A 17,010-nucleotide genomic window follows, 5' to 3' on the forward strand; every position below is an offset into this window, starting at 1 on the left:
TTAGACTTAATCATCACGGTGCGACGATGTGCGGCAAGGCTTGCCGGCAATCGGTCGATCCCCGACCAGACGGATCGACCTCGTTACAACCAATCAATCGCGTGTCCGAGCGTATTCGCGCGAAGGCTCGACAGCATTGGCTAGGGTGTGAACTGGAGAGGGTGATGATGGACCAAACGAATGTCGACGCTGAACGCACCGCGGTGGATGCCGATGTCCCGACGGTCGAGCTGATCCTCGAGGTCGCGCCCAAGATCTCCTTCGCAACGCATCAATGCGACGCCCCGGTCGTGGTTGCGCTCTGCGTGCGCAGCGCATGCGACCGAGATCTCGACGCGCTGAGGCTTCGGCTCGTCGCGGAGCCACCCGTGTTCGCCGCCCGCACCTGGAGCCTCGACCGTCTCGGCGCGAGACAGGAGATCCGCGTGCGCGACCGCCGCGTCCAGCTGGCGGGCAGTCTGCTTGACGGGCTCACCGAACGAATGCGCGCCGATCTGAGACTCGAGCTGATTCATGACGAGGTGATCCTCGCGAGCCTGGATCGTCGGATCATCGCCTTGGCGCGCAACGAATGGGGCGGTGCCGCAACCATGCCCGAGCTGCTCGGCGCCTTTGTGATGCCGAACGATCCTGCCGTAGCGCACCTGCTCAAGGATGCGGCGCGGGCGCTCGAGGCGTCCGAGCGCAAGGCGACGCTCGAGGGCTATCAGGAGAAGTCGCGCAAGCGGGTCTGGGAGCTGCTCGCGGGCATCTGGTCCGCCGTCGGCGCACGTCGGCTGACCTACGCGGAGCCTCCCGCGAGCTTCGAGACCGCGGGTCAGAAGGTGCGAACCCCGTCGGACATCGAGATCCAGGGCCTTGCAACCTGTCTTGACCTCGCGCTCTTGTTCGCCGCCGCGATCGAGCAGATCGGACTCAATCCACTCATCGTCTTCACCAAAGGCCATGCCTTTTGCGGCGCCTGGCTCCAGCCCCAGACGCTGCCGACCCTGACGGTCGACGACCCCGCCGAGCTTCGCAAGGCGATCGATCAGCAGGAGCTGGTGCTCTTCGAGACGACCCTCGCCGCGGTCGGCCATGCGCTGCCCTTCGCCAAGGCGGTGGCTCAGGGGCGGCGCCGGATCGACGAGGAGCATGACAACGACTTTGTCTATGCGCTCGACATCAAGCAGGCGCGGGGACGCCAGATCCAGCCCTTGACGTCGATCGTGATCCGCGGCGAATCGAGTGGCCCGGAAGACGGTGCAGAGACGACGCCCCCGGTCGATATCCCGCCCGACTTGCCAGGCTTCGATCTGGGTATCGGCGCAGACCCGATCCCGGAGACACCCGCCGAGCGGATCGATCTGTGGAAACGCAAACTGCTTGATCTCACCAAGCGCAACCGATTGCTGAACCTGCGCCCGTCCAATACGGCGATCCCGATCTTTTGTCCCGATCCGGCCGCACTCGAGGATCGGATCGCGCGGGGACAACGCATCGGCATCGTTCCCCGCCGCCGCGGCAGGCTTCGGACGGTGCGCCGGACGCGGAGCTGCATCTGCTGAAGACAGGCGACGATCTGTCCGAGACGATCGCGCGGGATGCCTTGGAGCGCAATCAGATCATTGCCAATACGGACTCGCGAGTCCTGGAAAAGGGCGTGCTGGAACTCTTCCGCAAGGCGCGATCCGATGTCGAGGAGGGCGGTTCCAATACGCTGTTTCTTGCACTCGGCGCCTTGCGGTGGCGTCCGCCGGGCGAGACCGCGCGGCATTACCGTGCACCTTTGATCCTGTTGCCGGTGCGATTGGAGCGCAAGAGCGCCGCGTCCAAGCCCTTCCTCTTGGGGCATGACGACGAGACCGTCTTCAATCTCACGCTGATCGAGATGCTGCGTCAGGAGTTCGACGTGAACCTCTCGGATCTCGCCGGCGCGCTTCCGAGCGACGAGCATGGCGTGGATGTCAGACAGGTCTGGAACCTCGTGCGTGCACGCGTGCGCGAGGTGCCGGGCTTCGAGGTGGTGGAGGAGGTCACGCTGAGCACCTTCTCCTTTGCCAAATACCTCATGTGGAAAGACCTGGCGGACCGCACCGACGCGCTTAAGGGAAACACCTTCGTGCGCCACCTCATCGAGACGCCGCGTGAAGCCTATCAGGGCGGTGCGCGCTTTATCGCACCACGCGAGATCGACGAGCGGATCGATCCCGCAGCGCTCTTTGCGCCGCTCAATGCCGACAGCGCGCAGATCGTGGCGATCCATGCCTCGTCCGAGGACGGCGATTTCGTCCTCGAAGGCCCTCCGGGCACGGGTAAATCGGAGACGATCGGCAACATCATCGCCCATAACCTTGCCTGCGGGCGCCGCGTGCTCTTCGTGTCCGAAAAAATGGCCGCGTTGGACGTGGTCTATCGGCGACTCAAAGGCCGCGGGCTCGGCGCCTTTTGTCTCGAGCTGCATTCCAACAAGGCCAATAAGCGCGAGGTGCTTCAGCAGCTCGGCAATGCCTGGGACAGCGCCGGCGAGAAGACCGCCGAGACCTGGCATCGCAAGGCCGAGACCCTGCGGCAGACGCGCGATCGCCTCAACGGGCTGGTCCATGCGTTGCACGAGCCCGGCCCGGCAGGGATCAGCCCGCGCGATGCGATCGGTCGTGCCCTGCGTTGGCGAGATCTACACCCGGTCGCGCTCGACTGGGGCGCGGATCTTCGGCGACCGGATCGGGCAGCGACGCCGGAGGCGCTGGCAGAACAGATCGAGCGCGCGCGGCGGATTGGCCAGGCGTTCAGCCGGATCACGCCCGTGGATAGCACGGCATTTGCGCGGATCGGTAGAAAAGACTGGTCGTTCGGCTGGCAGGAGAATGCGATCGAGCACGCACGAGCGACGCTCAGGACACTGCACAGGCTGCGAGAAGCACGCGGGCTTTTTTGCGCGCGCACCGGCCTGGCGGCGGGTGACTCGCTGGCGGAGTTGGCTGCGCTCGTCGAGGTGGCCGCCCTGCTGCCGCGCTGTGCAGGTGTCGATGTCGGGTATGCCTTGGCGCCCGACGGCAAGGCGGCGCTCGAGACACTCAACGAGGCATTGCGCGCTCTTGCCGATCATCGCGAGGAGATGGCGGGTCTCCCCGCACCGACGCGAGAGACGGTGATCGAGACGGCCCCGGCCGAGGAATGGCGGATCACCCGTGAGGCCGCGGTGCAGCGGTTCTGGCCGATGCGCGTCATCGCGCGGCGCAGACTCCGCGGAGAGATCCTGGCGCATTTGGTCTGGTCGAAGAAGCTCGCGGCTCCGGAGAACGCCATCGAGACGATCCTGGGTCTGCAGGGACGCATGACACACATCGCCCGACTGACGGCGGATCTGCCGGCGCGAACGCCTTGGCGCGGTCTCGACACGGATCTCGCACGCGCCTCGGCAGAGCAGGAAACCGGTGTTGCGGCACGCGCCTGTTTGTTGGGACTCGCCGGCCACGGGGGAGACCTCGTCACACTGCGCGAGCAGCTCCGGCGCCTTCTTGTCGACGGGCGCGACCTGCTTGAGCCCGGTCTGGCGATTCCAGCGGCAGCGAGCGATCTGATCGCCGCGTTCGAGACCTTCACGAGAGTATTCGAGTCCTTCCGCACCGAGGCGGTTATCGCCGATGAGGTGGGTAGGATCGAGGAGATCGCCGCTGCAGCCGAGGCAGTCACGACGCGGGCTGCGCGCTTGAATTACTGGTGCGGATGGATCGCGGCGCGACGCGACGGCGAGGCATACGGACTCGGCCCTCTGATCGGCGCGCTCGAAGGCGGCTTGATCGCACACGACACGACGACCGAGATCATCAAGACCGCTTACTGTCGCTGGGCGGCGCCCCTGATGATCGACGAGCGGCCCGAGCTACGCACCTTCTCGGCCGTGCAGCACGAGGACCTCATTGCGACCTTCCGCGCGCTCGATCGGGAGCTGGCCGACATCACCGCCGACTACATCCGTGCATCGCTTTCGCAGGCGATCCCGCGCAAGGACGCGCCGCAGACCCCGAAGGGTCTCGGGGTGCTGGCGCGGGAGCTGCAAAAGAAGACTCGGCACAAGCCGATTCGCCAACTCATCGGCGAGATGGGCGATGGCCTGCTGACACTCACGCCCTGTTTGATGATGAGTCCGCTGTCGGTCGCTCAGTTTCTCCCGGCGGATCAGGCGTTGTTCGATCTGGTCGTGTTCGACGAGGCATCGCAGATCACGGTACCGGACGCCATCGGTGCGATCGCGCGCGGGCGTCGTGTCATCGTCGTCGGTGATCCCAAACAGATGCCGCCGACCAGCTTTTTCGACAAAGCGGCCGACGACGAGGATCAGGACACCGGTGACCTCGAAAGCATCCTCGACGAGGCGCTCGCCGCCCGCGCGCCCCATCACCGGCTGACCGGGCATTACCGGAGTCGTCACGAGAGCCTGATCGCGTTCTCGAACCATGCCTACTACAACGCATCCTTAGTCACCTATCCCGCGGCGGACACGCGCGACAGCGCGATCTCCCTGCGCCGGGTCGATGGCATCTACGCCAAGGGCAAGTCTCGCACCAACCCGATCGAGGCCGGGGCGCTGGTCACCGAGATCCTGCGTCGGCTTCGGGATCCGCGTCTGTCGCACCTGTCGATCGGGGTGGTGACCCTCAACAGCGAGCAACAGCGCCTCGTCGAGGATCTGCTGGACCAGGAGCGGCGGGGCGATCCGGACCTGGAGCGCTTTTTCGGCGACGAGATCCAAGCCCCGGTGTTCGTAAAGAATCTCGAGACCGTGCAAGGTGACCAGCGCGATGTGATCATGCTCAGCATCGGCTATGGTCCGACCGAGCCGGGTGCCCGCACCCTGTCCATGAACTTCGGGCCGCTCAATCGGCAGGGCGGCGAGCGACGGCTCAATGTCGCCATCACCCGCGCCACCACGGAGGTGATGGTCTTCGCCAGCTTCGGGCCTGAGATGATCGACCTGACGCGCACCAGCGCGCGTGCCGTCCAGGATTTGAAACACTACCTCGAGTTTGCCGAGCGCGGCCCGGTCGCCTTGGGCGCGGCGATCACGCTTGTCGGGCGTCGCGAGTACGACAGTGATTTCGAGATGGCGGTCGCCGAAGGACTGCGGCGGTATGGATGGGATATCCGCACCCAGATCGGCGTGTCGAAGTTTCGTGTCGATCTCGGCGTCGTCCATCCCGATGCACCGGGTCGGTTTCTCGCCGGGATCGAGTGCGACGGAGCGACCTATCACAGCTCTCCCTCGGCGCGCGACCGCGACCGGGTCCGTCACATTATCCTGGAGCAGCTCGGGTGGCGACTGCTGCGGCTGTGGTCGACCGATTTCTTTTTGGATCCGGCGGCCAGTCTGGATGGTCTCGACACCAAACTGCGTGGGTTGCTCGAAGCGGATCGGGCGGCGGTGGAGACCGAGGCCGAGTCCTCAACCGAAGCGTCCGTGCCGCCTGTGCCACCGATGGCGTCACCGGCTCAGGGGTCGGACATCGCGGCTGCCGAGGAGGCGCTCGATGAGGTGCCGGAATCGAGCGACGGTCACGTGTCCGCGATCAAGGTTCAGCGCTTTGCTCGGGGGCCGGTCGCACCGGGCGATTCGGAACCCCGGTCGGTGCAGTCGGAGCTGCTCCTCGATGCCGCGGGGTTTTATGCTCCTGAGTACGCGCCGACCTTGCGCGTATTGGTGATGCAGATCATCGAGCGTGAGGCGCCCGTGACCCTGCGGCGCATCGCGACGCTCCTCGCACGTGCGCATGGCTTCCAACGGACAGGTTCTGAGATCGTTCGGGTCTGTCGCGAGGCGGCGCTCCGGGTCGGCTCCTTGGAAAGCGCCGCCGACGGACAAGAGGTCGTCTGGTCGCGCGAAGACGACGGCGTGGCGATCATGCCGTTCCGAGGTCTATCGGTCGACGGGGTCGAGCGCGATTGGTCGGATGTACCCTATCCGGAAAAACTCGGGCTTGCGCGGGCGATACTCGAGCAAGGTGCCGATGATCCCGTTCGTGCGATGGCGCAGAGCTTGGGCATGGGGCGCCTCGGCTCGGTGCTGCGAGTGGAGCTCCACGCGCTTCTCGCTGCTGCGGGGTCGGGTTAAGCCTTGCACTGCCGCTTTGCGCACGACGGTTCGGATCGCTCGCCCGATGCGGGAGACCTTAGAGCATGGGCCTTGGCTCGTCGAGCGGCAACGCAGAGTCGGCGGCCCTGAATCCGGGTGTGGGCTCCAGACGGCGCAGGGCATGTTGGGCGCCGCCGAAGATGTCGCGGCCGATGACGCGGAGTGCTGCGAGCCAGGCGGAGGATTCGGCGCAGGCGGCGGCTTGGTCAGCGGGATCGCGGCAGGTGGTCACCGTTGCGCCGTCGTCGATGAAGTGTAGGCCGGGCAGCGGGCGGATTGCCGGTGCGCCGGTCTCGGGGGCGGTCAAGGCTATCATCGAGGGGCGCGTGTCGCCCAAGAGTCGGAGCAACAGCCCCGGAAGCTGGTACAAGGGCAGGTCGCCGGTCTCGAGAACGCCGCGGCGTCCGTCGATCAGGATCAAGGGGGTTGCAACCAGGGTGCGGAACATCGCGTCGGTGAACTCGGCGCGGCTCGAGGCCAGGAGGCCGGATTCCCGGAAGCCTCCGAACTGGTTGCCGAGCGCCGGGAGATGGTCGCCGAAGAGGACGATCAGCCCGTCCGGGTCGCGTCGGCGCAGCTCGCGCAGGAAGTCCATCAACTCGCGCGACTTGTAGTACATGGTATTGGCGTACGCCTCCACCGTCTCGTGCCCCTCGGCGGCGCTGATGAGGTTCGGGCGTTGCGCGTTGAGCGGGTAGGGCAGATGTCCGAAGTAGGTCAGGACATAGTTGAAGACGGGCGTGGGTCCTTGCAGCTGTGGTCCGAGCCGGTCGAGGACCTGCCGATACAGCGATGCGTCGCTCAGGAACGAGCGATTCATGTCGTCGAGCTCGAAGTCGCCGTCGGACCAATAGGTGTCGAATCCGATGCGACGATAGGCGTTGACACGGTTCCAAAAGGACGCCGCGTTGGGGTGCGATGCGAACGACCGGTAGCCGGCGCTTGCCAAATGGCTCGGTAGACAGGGCGCTTTGTTGCGCAGTCCGCCCTCGAAGAAGACGTTGTCGCGCTCGACCGGGAAGCCGCAGAGGATCTCGAACTCGGTGTTGGCGGTGTAGCCGCCGAAGACAGGCGCGAGGGCATGGGCGTGTCCCGAGGCGGCCCAAAGCGCGCGGAAGGCCGGATCGAGAGGATCCGCCGAGAGCGCGGACGCGGTCAGCAGCATCGGATCCCAGAAGGACTCGAGCACGATCATATGGAGATTACGGCTCGGGCCCGCCGGGCTTGCGACCTTGATCAGGTCGCTCGGAGTCGCGGCGCCGAGTCGCGCAAGTGCCGCTTCGACGTCGCCGGGCGTCGGGGCGGGTTCGCGCCGGGCGCGGCTGCGCACGCCCTCCTGCAGGAGCTGCAACGGGAGACCCCGCGCCTCGAAGTTGCCTCTTTGGTTCCACACCGAGTTGCCGAACTGCGTGTCCAGCTTAAGGCTTGCCGGCTCCGGGAAGGCAACAAGCAGTGCGACGGCGAGCCCGATGACGGCAAGATTGACCCGGGACCAAGCCCGACGCCAGGCGATCATCCACCACAGCAGGATCGTCGGGACCGCCACCATGAGTGCAGCCCCCGCGAGCTGCCATCCCTCGAGCAGCAGAAACATGTTCTTGGCGGCGACGAAATCGTCCGGCATCAGGGGGCCGCCCAGGGTCGACATCTTGAGTGCATTGCCGAGGGTCAGCGCGGTGAACAGGGCCGCCGTGCCGAGTGCAAAGCGCGCGAGGCTGCTCGACATGCCGTAGAGCAGGGCACCGATCACGAGGTGCGCGATCAGGTCCGCCCGAAAGGCATCGGGTCCGGGCTTGACCTCGAAGAGGAGATCCATGAGCGCCTGCGCAGTGAGATACCAGGCCGCGACGAAGAGCATCGCGCCGATCCAGCCGAGGACTCGGCGGAGCCCGCTCGGAAGAGGAGTCGAAAGACGGAGTTGGTTCATCGGTACTCGGGTCATGTCAAGATCCCTCTCCCCCTGTGGGTCGACGGAGCATCAAGGACGCAAGCAAAAGCGTCATAAATTAGACATGAAAGTGTAATACACGCCCTAACCCCTGACCAGCTCCGGGTCTTTCCGTCTTTCCGGATGTTTGAGGTTCCAATTGCCGAATTTAGGTTTACGGGCTTTTGGGGGGCGCGGCCGTGCGATTCGGCGTGGACGTGGTTGCGCGACGCTCGACGACCGGTCTGCCGAGCTTCTCGATCGCGCCGGTGGTGTCGAAGCCAAGCGCGACCCGCAGCGTGTTGTTGCCGTTACGCTGGGTCTTGGTCGGGGGTGCAGACTAGGCCGCGCTTACCGGGTTTGGTATTGCGGCCGGGGGGGAGGATGGGTTTCGCTGCGCTCTTGGCGCTCCGGCTGGGATGTTTGAGTGTGGGAGGATGGGTTTCGCTGCGCTCTACCCATCCTACGATGTCTTGATTGGGGTTCCGAATGGCCGAGGATCGCTTGGGCTGGCGGGTTTGGCTTCTCGACGAGTTGCAAGGCATCGAGGTACGTCGAAAGAATGCCGGGCGGGACCGGCTCCGCTTCGGCGCGCGGTTTGGAATCAGCGTCCGGAGATCCGCTTGGCATTGGCGAGTAGCTCGTCGATCTCGCGTTCGGCCTCGGCCCAGTCCTCGACCTCGTGTCCGGGCGCGAAGCGGCGCTTCTCGGCGCGGTAATAGGCCGCCTCGTGGATCATGTGCAGTCGCTCCTCGTCCGAGACGTTGGCGAGTGATTTGAGGCTGATCGATTTGCTTTCGAGCGCATTCGGGGTCGAGCCCGTTGCCGAGGCTGCGGACTTCGCCGGTGCCTTCTTGGCGGATGTCTTTCTTGCGTCTGCGCTGACCGTGGGCATCTTGGCCGGTGCGGGCGTGATCTTCTTCGTAGCGGCAGGTTTCGATGGAGCTGGTTGTGCCGGGCTTGGATTCGCAGCGATGCCGGTCGGCTTTACGGATGTCGCCTTGGTCGGTGCGGCCTTGAGCCCGGCGCTCGGGGCTGCGGTCGATGTCTGGACCGTCTTCTTCGCTGCGGTCTTCTTGATGGCTGTGTTGTTGTCGGCTGCCGCCTTGGGCGCCGTCTTCTTCGTTACGATCGTTTTGTTGTCGGCCATGTCGCTCGCTCGCCTCTTGGATTCCGGTGTGGTCTCTTCGGGGTTTCAGCTGAGACCCCGTCGGTCATTCGACCTCTTGACTCAAAAACGGCGGTGATCTCTCTCGTCATCACCGATAAGGATACACGGGATTCTCGCTTCCGTGGCAGGAACGGACGCATGGATTTCAAGCACATTATTCCGACCTCAACGCCTGCGCCGGGTCCGTGTCGGCAGTAGGCGTAGGGCTCCGAGGCGAGGATCAACTCGCCGGCCTCGAAACGCGTCCAGAGATCCGCGGCTTCTGCGCCCTCGAAGCTGAAGCGTTCATGCGAGCCAACGCACCAAATAATAGAGACGCTGGCCCTCCGATGAGCTCGAGGGTCCGTAGACGATCGCCGGATGGAGCCCACGCTGCGCATCCGCCCCCGCCCCCGCCCCCGCAAGCGCTGTTGCCTCGTCGTCGACGACGGTGACGCATCCCTCCGGGTAGCGGGCACGGTCGGTGCGTTTCGTCTTGATGATCGCGAATCTGTGATCCAGCGACGTCGACTCGGGGTCGATGAGAATCTTGGGCATGCGATATCCGGTCTCGGCGGCTTGGCTCGGCGGTGCGTGCGGCGCACTTGCCCGGCGGACGAAACGTCCGCCCCTCCGGCCAAATGGTGCGTCCGCTCGGCGGGCGCAAGTGCGAAGCGACAGGAGGCGTCGGGTTTTTGGGCGTTGGTCGCGCTTCTGTTATCCTCGTCGCCTTGGAACTCTCGCGCCCCATTCCGTCCACGAATGCCATTCCCCTCATGCCATCCCCCTGATGACATCCTTCCAATGACATCTCGGAGTGTCGTACCGTGATCGCCCAGCATGCGCTCGTTTTGAACCTGCATCAGCCCGCCGGCAATCTCGAGGAGCTCCTCGACAACCAGAGCTGGGAGGCCAACGAGATCCTCTTCGCCCTGGACCGCATCCCGCGCAGCCTTTGGGGTCACGAAGACCTGGCCCGCGTCCATGTCTCGTTGTCCGGCACCCTGCTCGAGACCCTGTCGAATCCCGAGTTCCAGAAACGTGTCTACGGCACCGTGGATTGCGGGTCGCTCCTGTGGCACTTCCAGAACGAGAAGCTCTTCGAGGTCTTGGGGACGGGTTATTACCACCCGGTGCTGCCCCTGATCCCGGAGGCCGACCGCGAGGAGCAGCTGCGCCGCTGGCTCGGCATTGCGCATCACCTGCTGTGGCGTCCGCGCTTCCAAGGCTTCTGGCCGCCCGAGATGGGCTTCTCGATGGAGCTGATCCCGCTGCTGCGCGCCTTCGGCTATCGGTATGTCATGGTCGACAGCGAGCACGTCGAGCCGATCTCTCCAATGAGCTGGCAGGAGCTTCGCTATCGGCCGCACATCGCGCGTTTCGGGGGCGAGGCGATCACGGTCATCGTGCGCGATCGCGATCTCTCCGATGCCCAGGAATCCGGGATGGAGCTGGATTGGTTCCTTGCCGAGGTCGCCGAACGGACCAAGTGGTGCGACTTCACGCCTCTGGTGACCACCTGCACCGACGGCGAGAACGGCGGCTGGTTCCGCAACGTGACCGAAGGGGCCAACTTCTGGAGCGCCTTCTATCTGCCCTTGCTCGAGCGGGTCGCCGCCGGCGAGGCCGCGATCGCGCCCACCTTCATCAGTCGCTATCTGGATACCTACGGCGCCCGGGGCGAGGTGCGTGTGCGCACCGGCGCCTGGAACACCGGCTGGCACCATGGGCGCGACTTCACCCAATGGACCGGCTCGGATCGGCAGAAGCAGGCGATCGACGCCTTCGCCAAGGCCAGTCGGATGGTCCACGATGCACGTTGGTACGCCACCGAGCGCGGCGTTTGCGAAGGTCCAGAGGCCGAGGCGATCGAGGAGGCGCTGTGGCGTCTGCTGCGCGCCGAGACCAGCTGTCATCTCTACTGGGGCGAGGCCTGGGTGCCGCGTGCCGAGGCGGACCTCGAGGCCAGTCGGGCGGCGCTTGCGCGTATCGGGATCTGCGCGGAGCCCGCGCAGTCCGATGCACCCGCGCCCGAGTCCACAACGGAGTCCAAGCCGGAGTCCAAGCCGGAGTCCAAGCCGGAATCCAAGCCGGAGCCCGCGCTCGCTTCCGTCCCCGCATCCGGTGCGGACGCAGCGGAGATTCGCACCGAGGCGGCCGCGAAGGCCCCGCCGAGCCCCGCGCCCGATCGATCGGCCGAATTCGAAACACCGGCACCGAAATCCTCTTGATCCACTCCGGCAACCCCGGAACCACATTTCCTCCAGGAGTCCAGCGTGAAACCGCTACCCGAGTACGTCGATGACCTTCCGAATATCTGCGGCCATGAGTCGAACGTCGAGGCCGTCGTTGCCGACGCGCGCACGCGGACGCTGTTCGCCGATCGCGGCGGTATCGATTTCGGCTCCATCCGCTCGGCGACCGCCATCGCCCTGCATCAGCATCAGCCCCTGATCCCGGCCGGCGGCGGGGATCTGCGCAGCGCCGCATTGATCAGCAACCTCCAGTACATGATGGAGAACCAGCACATCGGGGACAATTACAACGCCCCGGCCTTCGTCTGGTGCTACAAGCGGATGGGCGAGTTCATCCCCCAGTTGATCGGCGAGGGCAAGTCACCGCGCTGCATGCTCGAATACTCGGGCACCCTGCTGCACGGTCTGCGCAAGATGGGCGAGCATCATGTGATCGATGCGCTCAAGGGCATGACCTGCAACCCGGACTACAACTGGGCTGTGGAGTGGCTCGGGATGCCCTGGGGCCATGCGGTCGCACCCTCCACGCCGGCGCAGGATTTCCGTCTGCACGTGAAGGCGTTCCAGCATCACTTCGCCGCCATCTTCGGCTGGGAGGCGTTGGAGCGGGTGCGCGGCTTCTCTCCATCCGAGATGGCCCTGCCCAATCATCCCGACGTCGCCTACGCCTTCGTCAAGACGCTGGTGGATTGCGGTTTTCAATGGGTCTTGGTGCAGGAGCACACGGTCCAGCAGATCGACACCGGGCGGAATCCGGAGCGCCCGCACATCCCGCATCGCCTGGTCGTCACCAATTCGCACGGCGAGACCGCGAGCATCATCGCCATCGTCAAGACGCAAGGGTCGGACACCAAGCTGGTCGCCCAGATGCAGCCCTGGTACGAGGCGCAAGGGCTGCAGCGCGTCGCGCTCGCCGGCAAGTCGATCCCGCCGCTGGTCACCCAGATTGCAGACGGCGAGAACGGGGGCGTCATGATGAACGAGTTCCCGGGCAAGTTCATGGAGGTGGTCGGGGCCTCGAGCCACACCGACACGCCGATGATGAACGGGAGCGAATACCTGGAGCATCTCTTCGCGCTCGGGATCAAGGAGTCCGATCTCCCCGAGGTTCAACCCCTGTTCCACGATCGCATCTGGGCACGCATCCAACCGGGCGACGGACCGGAGAAGCTGGAAAAGGCAATCGCCGAGCTCAAGCAGGAAGACGGCCGATTCCACATGGAAGGCGGCAGTTGGACGTCGGACCTCTCCTGGGTGAAGGGCTACGACGACGTGCTGGGCCCGATGGAAGAGGCGAGTGCCCACTTCAACCAAAAGGTCCTGATCCCCGGCATCGCCACCAACGACCCGCGCTATCGCAACGCGCTCTTTCACCTGATGGCCTCCCAAACCAGCTGCTATCGCTACTGGGGACAGGGCCTTTGGACCGACTACGGGCGCGAAATCTGCCGACGGGTCAATGCGATCCTCGAGCAGGATTTCGGCTGACCGCAATCAATTTTTTTGGAAACGAGTGTGCAATGAACGCATTACCGAACGCAGAGGATCTCTCGGGCAGTTTCGACCTGCCGGGCGAAGAGCGCTATATCGCGTTTCTTGCACGGGTCACGCAACAGGGCCAGGTCTGGACCTTGAAGGGAGATGATGGTTTTATTGCATTCTCCGACGATGAAGGGCGGGATTGCTTTCCCTTCTGGCCCGAGGCGGCATGTGCCGCGGCGCTGGCGACGCATGATTGGGCCGATTGTCGGGCCGAGCCACTGGGGCTTGACGTCTTCATGACCCGTTGGTTGCCCGGCATGGCGAAGGATGGCCGGATGGTCGCGGTGTTTCCGGCGCCGGATGGGTCGGGTGTGGTCATCGCGCCGGAGACCCTGTTGGACGATCTCAGGGAGGAGGCCGAGCAGGGCGGTTGACGGAGCTGCTTTGAATGGAATGATCCGAGGCCGATCACTCGCGGGTTGCGGATGCTCGCGAGTCCGTCGAGGGCACGCGTTTTGGTCACGAAGGGATGAACGCCGTGAACGATACCTTAAACAAGATCAAGGCTCAGGCAGAGCGTGTCCGAACCTCGCACGAGGAGGTCAAGGAGACGTCGCTGGAGAAGGCGCTGCGTCGACACGAGGCGGCGCTCCCCTTGCTGAGGGCGTTCGCCGACGTTCAGGACAACTTCGTCAAGATCGACGTGCTCAAACGCATCTGGCCGCGGGACTACGACCGGCGACCCGACCGTGTCCACGGATTGGTGGCTGCTGTGCTCGGCGGAGAAGCGCACCCCTGCGGTCTCATGTTGCACGTCCCCGGCGGTCTGTGCTCCTTCGAGGTGTGTGAAACCCGGGATGGCAAGATGATCTACACGAGCTCGCGCGAGACCACCGGATCACGGCCTCTGCTGTGGCAGTTCGACCAACCCGAGCCTTGGCTCGACGGGTTTTATCGGACCATGGCGGGGCTGCTCGAGGTTTAAGTCTCGGTGATCTCGCAAGCGATCCACCCATCGGCGATTGCTTCGTCGCGGAGCAGCTCCGCCAGCCTTTCGATAGGCGCTTGCGGCCCGGCCAGATAGAAACGCAGTCCGCGCAGATCCGGGTGATCGGCGCGGATGACCGCGAAGACATCCTCCGCGCGGCCGCTCATCAGCGGGGTCAGTTGGAAGTTGTCCAACGCATCCGTGAGCGCGCGGCCCCAACGTCCCTGATAGTGCCCCTCCGGATACTGCGTGTCCCAGTAGAGATGGAAGGATTCGATCACGTCGATCGAAACGGCGTGCTCGATCAGGCTTTTCACGGGTGCGATACCGTCGCCGAAGGCGATGAAGACCGCCGGTTCCGGCGCGTCCTCCGTCAGGACGAAGCGTCCGTATGGCCCCTCGACCGTGATCGGATGGCCGGGGCGCAGGGGTTTGAAGACGGCGTCCGAAAAGGCATCGGTGCCGCGTCGGATATGGAACCAGAGGTTTCGGGCGTTGCAGGGACAGCTTGCGATCGACAGCTCGCGACTCGCACCCTCTTCGAGCGTGAGTCGCACGCGCTGGCCCGACATGAACCGCAGCGTCTGGGTCCGCGGGGTCTGGACGTTCAGCGAGACGAGATCCTCGGAGATGTGCTCGAGCTTGCGCAGACCGGCTCGAATCTCCTGATGCGGTAGATCGGTCACCGTGAGCGCCTCGGCCGCCTCGATGACGACGTCGGTGACGGCCGTATGCGAGCAGGTCAAGAGATAGCCCATCGCCTTCTCGCGCTCGCTCAACACATAGTCGTGCTCGCGGATCCGCCGCGTCTCGCCGCTGATCAGGCGCGCCTTGCAGGCGCCGCAGTTGCCGCTGGAGCAACCATAGTCGAGGTTGAGTCCGGCGCGCACGGAGGCGTCGAGAATCGACTCGTTGCCCTCGACGAAATAGTCGTGACCACTCGGGATGAGTTTGACGTTGGCTGCCATGATGCGAAGAAAGGTGTCTTTGGCGAAGAGCTGTGCGCGCTCGTCCGTCACCGCACGGGTGGTCAGGGACGCGCGGGCGCCGTGGAACCAGTCGCGCGTCTCGCACGCCTGTCCGCGGATGCTCTCGGGACCTGAATCGGCGAGCGCCTCCATGCGCTCGCCGACCTGATCCAAAAGGTCCTCCGCGGCGCTCAGGGCCGACATCCGCTCGACGAGCGTCTTGCTCATCGCCCGCAGCCGTGCGACCAGGACCTGCGGCTCGGGCAATGCGGCATCATGCCCCTCGGTCTTGGGGAGCGCATCGCTCTTGATGCGCTCGACCCGCTCGAGCGCCGCGTCGTCCGTAAGACTGACCGCCGGAAAGGCACGCAGAAGATCGCTGACGGCGACCGAGCCCTCGAAGGTGTCGATCTCGCCGCGTCTGATGCGCCGCTGCAGCTCGGCGCGGGTGACGCCGGCAAGGCGTGCGGCGCGGGACAGGCTCAGGTAGTCCATGGGCGTGATGTCTCCGTTCTGGCCGGCGGGTCGGGTTGTGTCGTAGGCACGGCGTTTGCGTGGGCCGAACGCGCAAAACCTCCGCGTCACCCCGATATCATCCGCTCCCGAGTATCCGCGCCTCCCGGTGCGACTTCAATCCATCGGCTCAACATGCCTTTCGAAGGAGAGATGACGTGGACGACAACACCAAGACCCAGATCGAGGCCGCCGCGTTCCGCGGTCTGGTCGAGCACCTGCAACGCCGTACCGACGTGCAGAACATCGACCTCATGAACCTGGCCGGCTTTTGCCGAAACTGTCTAGCCAAGTGGTACATGAACGCCGCGGCCGAGAGCGGTGTCGAGCTGTCATACGACCAGGCGCGGGAGGCGATCTACGGCATGCCCTATGCGGACTGGAAGAGCCGTCATCAGCAGGAAGCGACCGCCGAGCAGGCGCGTCTGTTCGAGGAGACTCAGCCGTTGCACGCCTGCGTGAGTGGCCACGGCGGAGGGGCCTAGGGGCTCGATGTCGGCCGTGCTCGAGCGGTCATTCGACAAGGAGTCGATCGAACAGGTGCCGGGGCTCGCTCAGTAAGACCGTTGCCACCCAAACCTTCAATCGCTCGTGACACCCGCTCTGCGGTGTCACGCATGCCCCGTGGCGCTCTGCGCCACGTGCCGCGATGGTTGAAGTCGGTACGAGCAATGACGACGCACCGGGCGCGGTTTAGAGGTCGCCGGTGGCGCCCGCGGTCATGATCTCCTCGATGGTGTCGCGCACCTTCACGGCATGCTCCATCAGATTCGGCGGTAGATCGGCCATCTCGATGACCTTGTTCAGGTCGAGCGTCGTCAGCCATGCCTGTCCTTCCTGATCCTCGATCAGGGTGATTCGGCAGGGCAGATACGCGGAGAAGTCGATGTTCTCCTTGATCATCTCATTGGCGATCCGGGCATCGCAAAACTGGAAGATCTCGATCCGCTTAGCCTCCACACCCATCGACTCCAGCTCCTTATAAAGGGGCAGGTGAGCGACCATTTTGAAGTTCAGCGCGTTGGCCCGCAGCATCATCGACTCGACGGCCTCGTCCATCGAGACGTCTTCGGCCAGCGGCATCTTGAGCACGGTATCGGCGATCGTCATGCTTTGGGCATGCGTCTGGGTCGCGAGGAAGGTCAAGGGCAGCAGGGCGATCAGCAGGGACAGCAGGATCTTTCGCATTGTCGTGTCTCTCCGGTTGGGTTTTTGTATTTAGCGGTTTAGTCGAATCGGTAATGCTTCTCGACCGGCTCGACCACCTCCCAGGTACATTCCATGCCGGCGGGGAAGGTGATGAGGTCGCCGCGGCTGAAGGTGTGGGTCTCGCCGCCGGCCGGGGTGACATGAAAACGCCCGCGCACCACATAGCAGGTCTCGGCACGATCGTAACGCCAGGGAAAGGTCGAGGGTTCCTTTTTCCAGACTGCCCAGTCCTCGACGCCGAGGACATCCAGCTTGGCGGGGGAGGGCTTGTGCTCGCAGTAGATTTGAAGGTCGGTCATCCATCGGCTCCGGGGTCGGCCGCCGCGATCGGCGGGTCTGGCTTTGATGGGTCGGCATTCTGGAGCGAATCCGTTGGATTTTCCACCCGAGAAGCCGATTTGCGTCC

14 protein-coding genes are annotated in these 17,010 nt (G+C 64.7%); 8 read left to right on the forward strand and 6 right to left on the reverse strand.

From position 1 onward, the window contains the following. Positions 1–164: 164 nt before the first annotated feature. Together KFB96_RS03990 and KFB96_RS03995 are read left to right on the forward strand one after the other, a co-directional pair. The gene (locus KFB96_RS03990; protein ID WP_213501737.1) at positions 165–1,547 is read left to right on the forward strand and encodes a DUF4011 domain-containing protein; all 1,383 of its coding nucleotides are present in this window, start codon (positions 165–167) and stop codon (positions 1,545–1,547) included. After that, a complete protein-coding gene (locus KFB96_RS03995) occupies positions 1,430–6,091 on the forward strand; it encodes a DUF3320 domain-containing protein (protein WP_213501739.1) in 4,662 nt (1,553 codons plus the stop codon). The genes KFB96_RS03990 and KFB96_RS03995 overlap by 118 nt, the downstream gene beginning before the upstream one ends. A gap of 58 nt (positions 6,092–6,149) precedes the next feature. Here KFB96_RS03995 and KFB96_RS04000 read toward each other — a convergent pair whose 3' ends face one another. After that, a complete protein-coding gene (locus KFB96_RS04000) occupies positions 6,150–8,039 on the reverse strand; it encodes a sulfatase-like hydrolase/transferase (RefSeq protein ID WP_213459207.1) in 1,890 nt (629 codons plus the stop codon). Positions 8,040–8,643: 604 nt separating this feature from the next. Continuing rightward, positions 8,644–8,778 (reverse strand): DUF2934 domain-containing protein, encoded by a 135-nt coding sequence (locus KFB96_RS04005; protein WP_213459209.1) that lies wholly within the window; start codon positions 8,776–8,778, stop codon positions 8,644–8,646. 37 nt (positions 8,779–8,815) lie between these two features. Between KFB96_RS04005 and KFB96_RS04010 the strand changes: the two genes are divergently transcribed. After that, positions 8,816–9,286, forward strand: a complete 471-nt coding sequence (locus KFB96_RS04010; protein ID WP_213459211.1) for a hypothetical protein — start codon at positions 8,816–8,818, stop codon at positions 9,284–9,286. Between the two features lie 209 nt (positions 9,287–9,495). Here KFB96_RS04010 and KFB96_RS04015 read toward each other — a convergent pair whose 3' ends face one another. Further along, positions 9,496–9,747 carry a hypothetical protein gene (locus tag KFB96_RS04015; protein ID WP_213459212.1) on the reverse strand — a complete coding sequence of 84 codons (252 nt, stop codon included), beginning with the start codon at positions 9,745–9,747 and terminating at the stop codon, positions 9,496–9,498. Positions 9,748–10,016: 269 nt separating this feature from the next. Between KFB96_RS04015 and KFB96_RS04020 the strand changes: the two genes are divergently transcribed. From KFB96_RS04020 to KFB96_RS04035, 4 genes are all read left to right on the forward strand, one after another. Then, entirely contained in the window at positions 10,017–11,420 is a 1,404-nt protein-coding gene (locus KFB96_RS04020; RefSeq protein WP_300971280.1) for a glycoside hydrolase family 57, read from the forward strand. 45 nt (positions 11,421–11,465) lie between these two features. Further along, positions 11,466–12,932 carry a glycosyl hydrolase family 57 gene (locus tag KFB96_RS04025; protein ID WP_213459214.1) on the forward strand — a complete coding sequence of 489 codons (1,467 nt, stop codon included), beginning with the start codon at positions 11,466–11,468 and terminating at the stop codon, positions 12,930–12,932. Between the two features lie 32 nt (positions 12,933–12,964). Then, the gene (locus tag KFB96_RS04030) at positions 12,965–13,360 is read left to right on the forward strand and encodes a DUF2750 domain-containing protein (protein WP_213459216.1); all 396 of its coding nucleotides are present in this window, start codon (positions 12,965–12,967) and stop codon (positions 13,358–13,360) included. 104 nt (positions 13,361–13,464) lie between these two features. Continuing rightward, complete coding sequence (locus tag KFB96_RS04035) at positions 13,465–13,911, forward strand: hypothetical protein (protein WP_213459217.1); 447 nt, start codon at positions 13,465–13,467, stop codon at positions 13,909–13,911. On the opposite strand, the gene KFB96_RS04040 is transcribed toward KFB96_RS04035, so the two are convergent. After that, positions 13,908–15,377, reverse strand: coding sequence for a 2Fe-2S iron-sulfur cluster-binding protein (locus KFB96_RS04040; RefSeq protein ID WP_213459219.1), 1,470 nt, complete (start codon positions 15,375–15,377; stop codon positions 13,908–13,910). The two genes, KFB96_RS04035 and KFB96_RS04040, sit on opposite strands and share 4 nt — an antisense overlap. 176 nt (positions 15,378–15,553) lie before the next feature. On the opposite strand from KFB96_RS04040, the gene KFB96_RS04045 reads away from it, so the two are divergent. Continuing rightward, a complete protein-coding gene (locus KFB96_RS04045; protein WP_213459221.1) occupies positions 15,554–15,880 on the forward strand; it encodes a DUF1244 domain-containing protein in 327 nt (108 codons plus the stop codon). A 208-nt stretch (positions 15,881–16,088) separates the two neighbouring features. On the opposite strand, the gene KFB96_RS04050 is transcribed toward KFB96_RS04045, so the two are convergent. Beyond that, entirely contained in the window at positions 16,089–16,583 is a 495-nt protein-coding gene (locus tag KFB96_RS04050) for a DUF302 domain-containing protein (protein ID WP_213459223.1), read from the reverse strand. Between the two features lie 38 nt (positions 16,584–16,621). Next, positions 16,622–16,903: a cupin domain-containing protein gene (locus tag KFB96_RS04055; RefSeq protein WP_213459225.1), complete on the reverse strand. Its 282-nt coding sequence runs from the start codon at positions 16,901–16,903 to the stop codon at positions 16,622–16,624. Positions 16,904–17,010: the final 107 nt, after the last annotated feature.

The organism is Thiocapsa sp. (assembly GCF_018399035.1).
Classification (GTDB): domain Bacteria; phylum Pseudomonadota; class Gammaproteobacteria; order Chromatiales; family Chromatiaceae; genus Thiocapsa.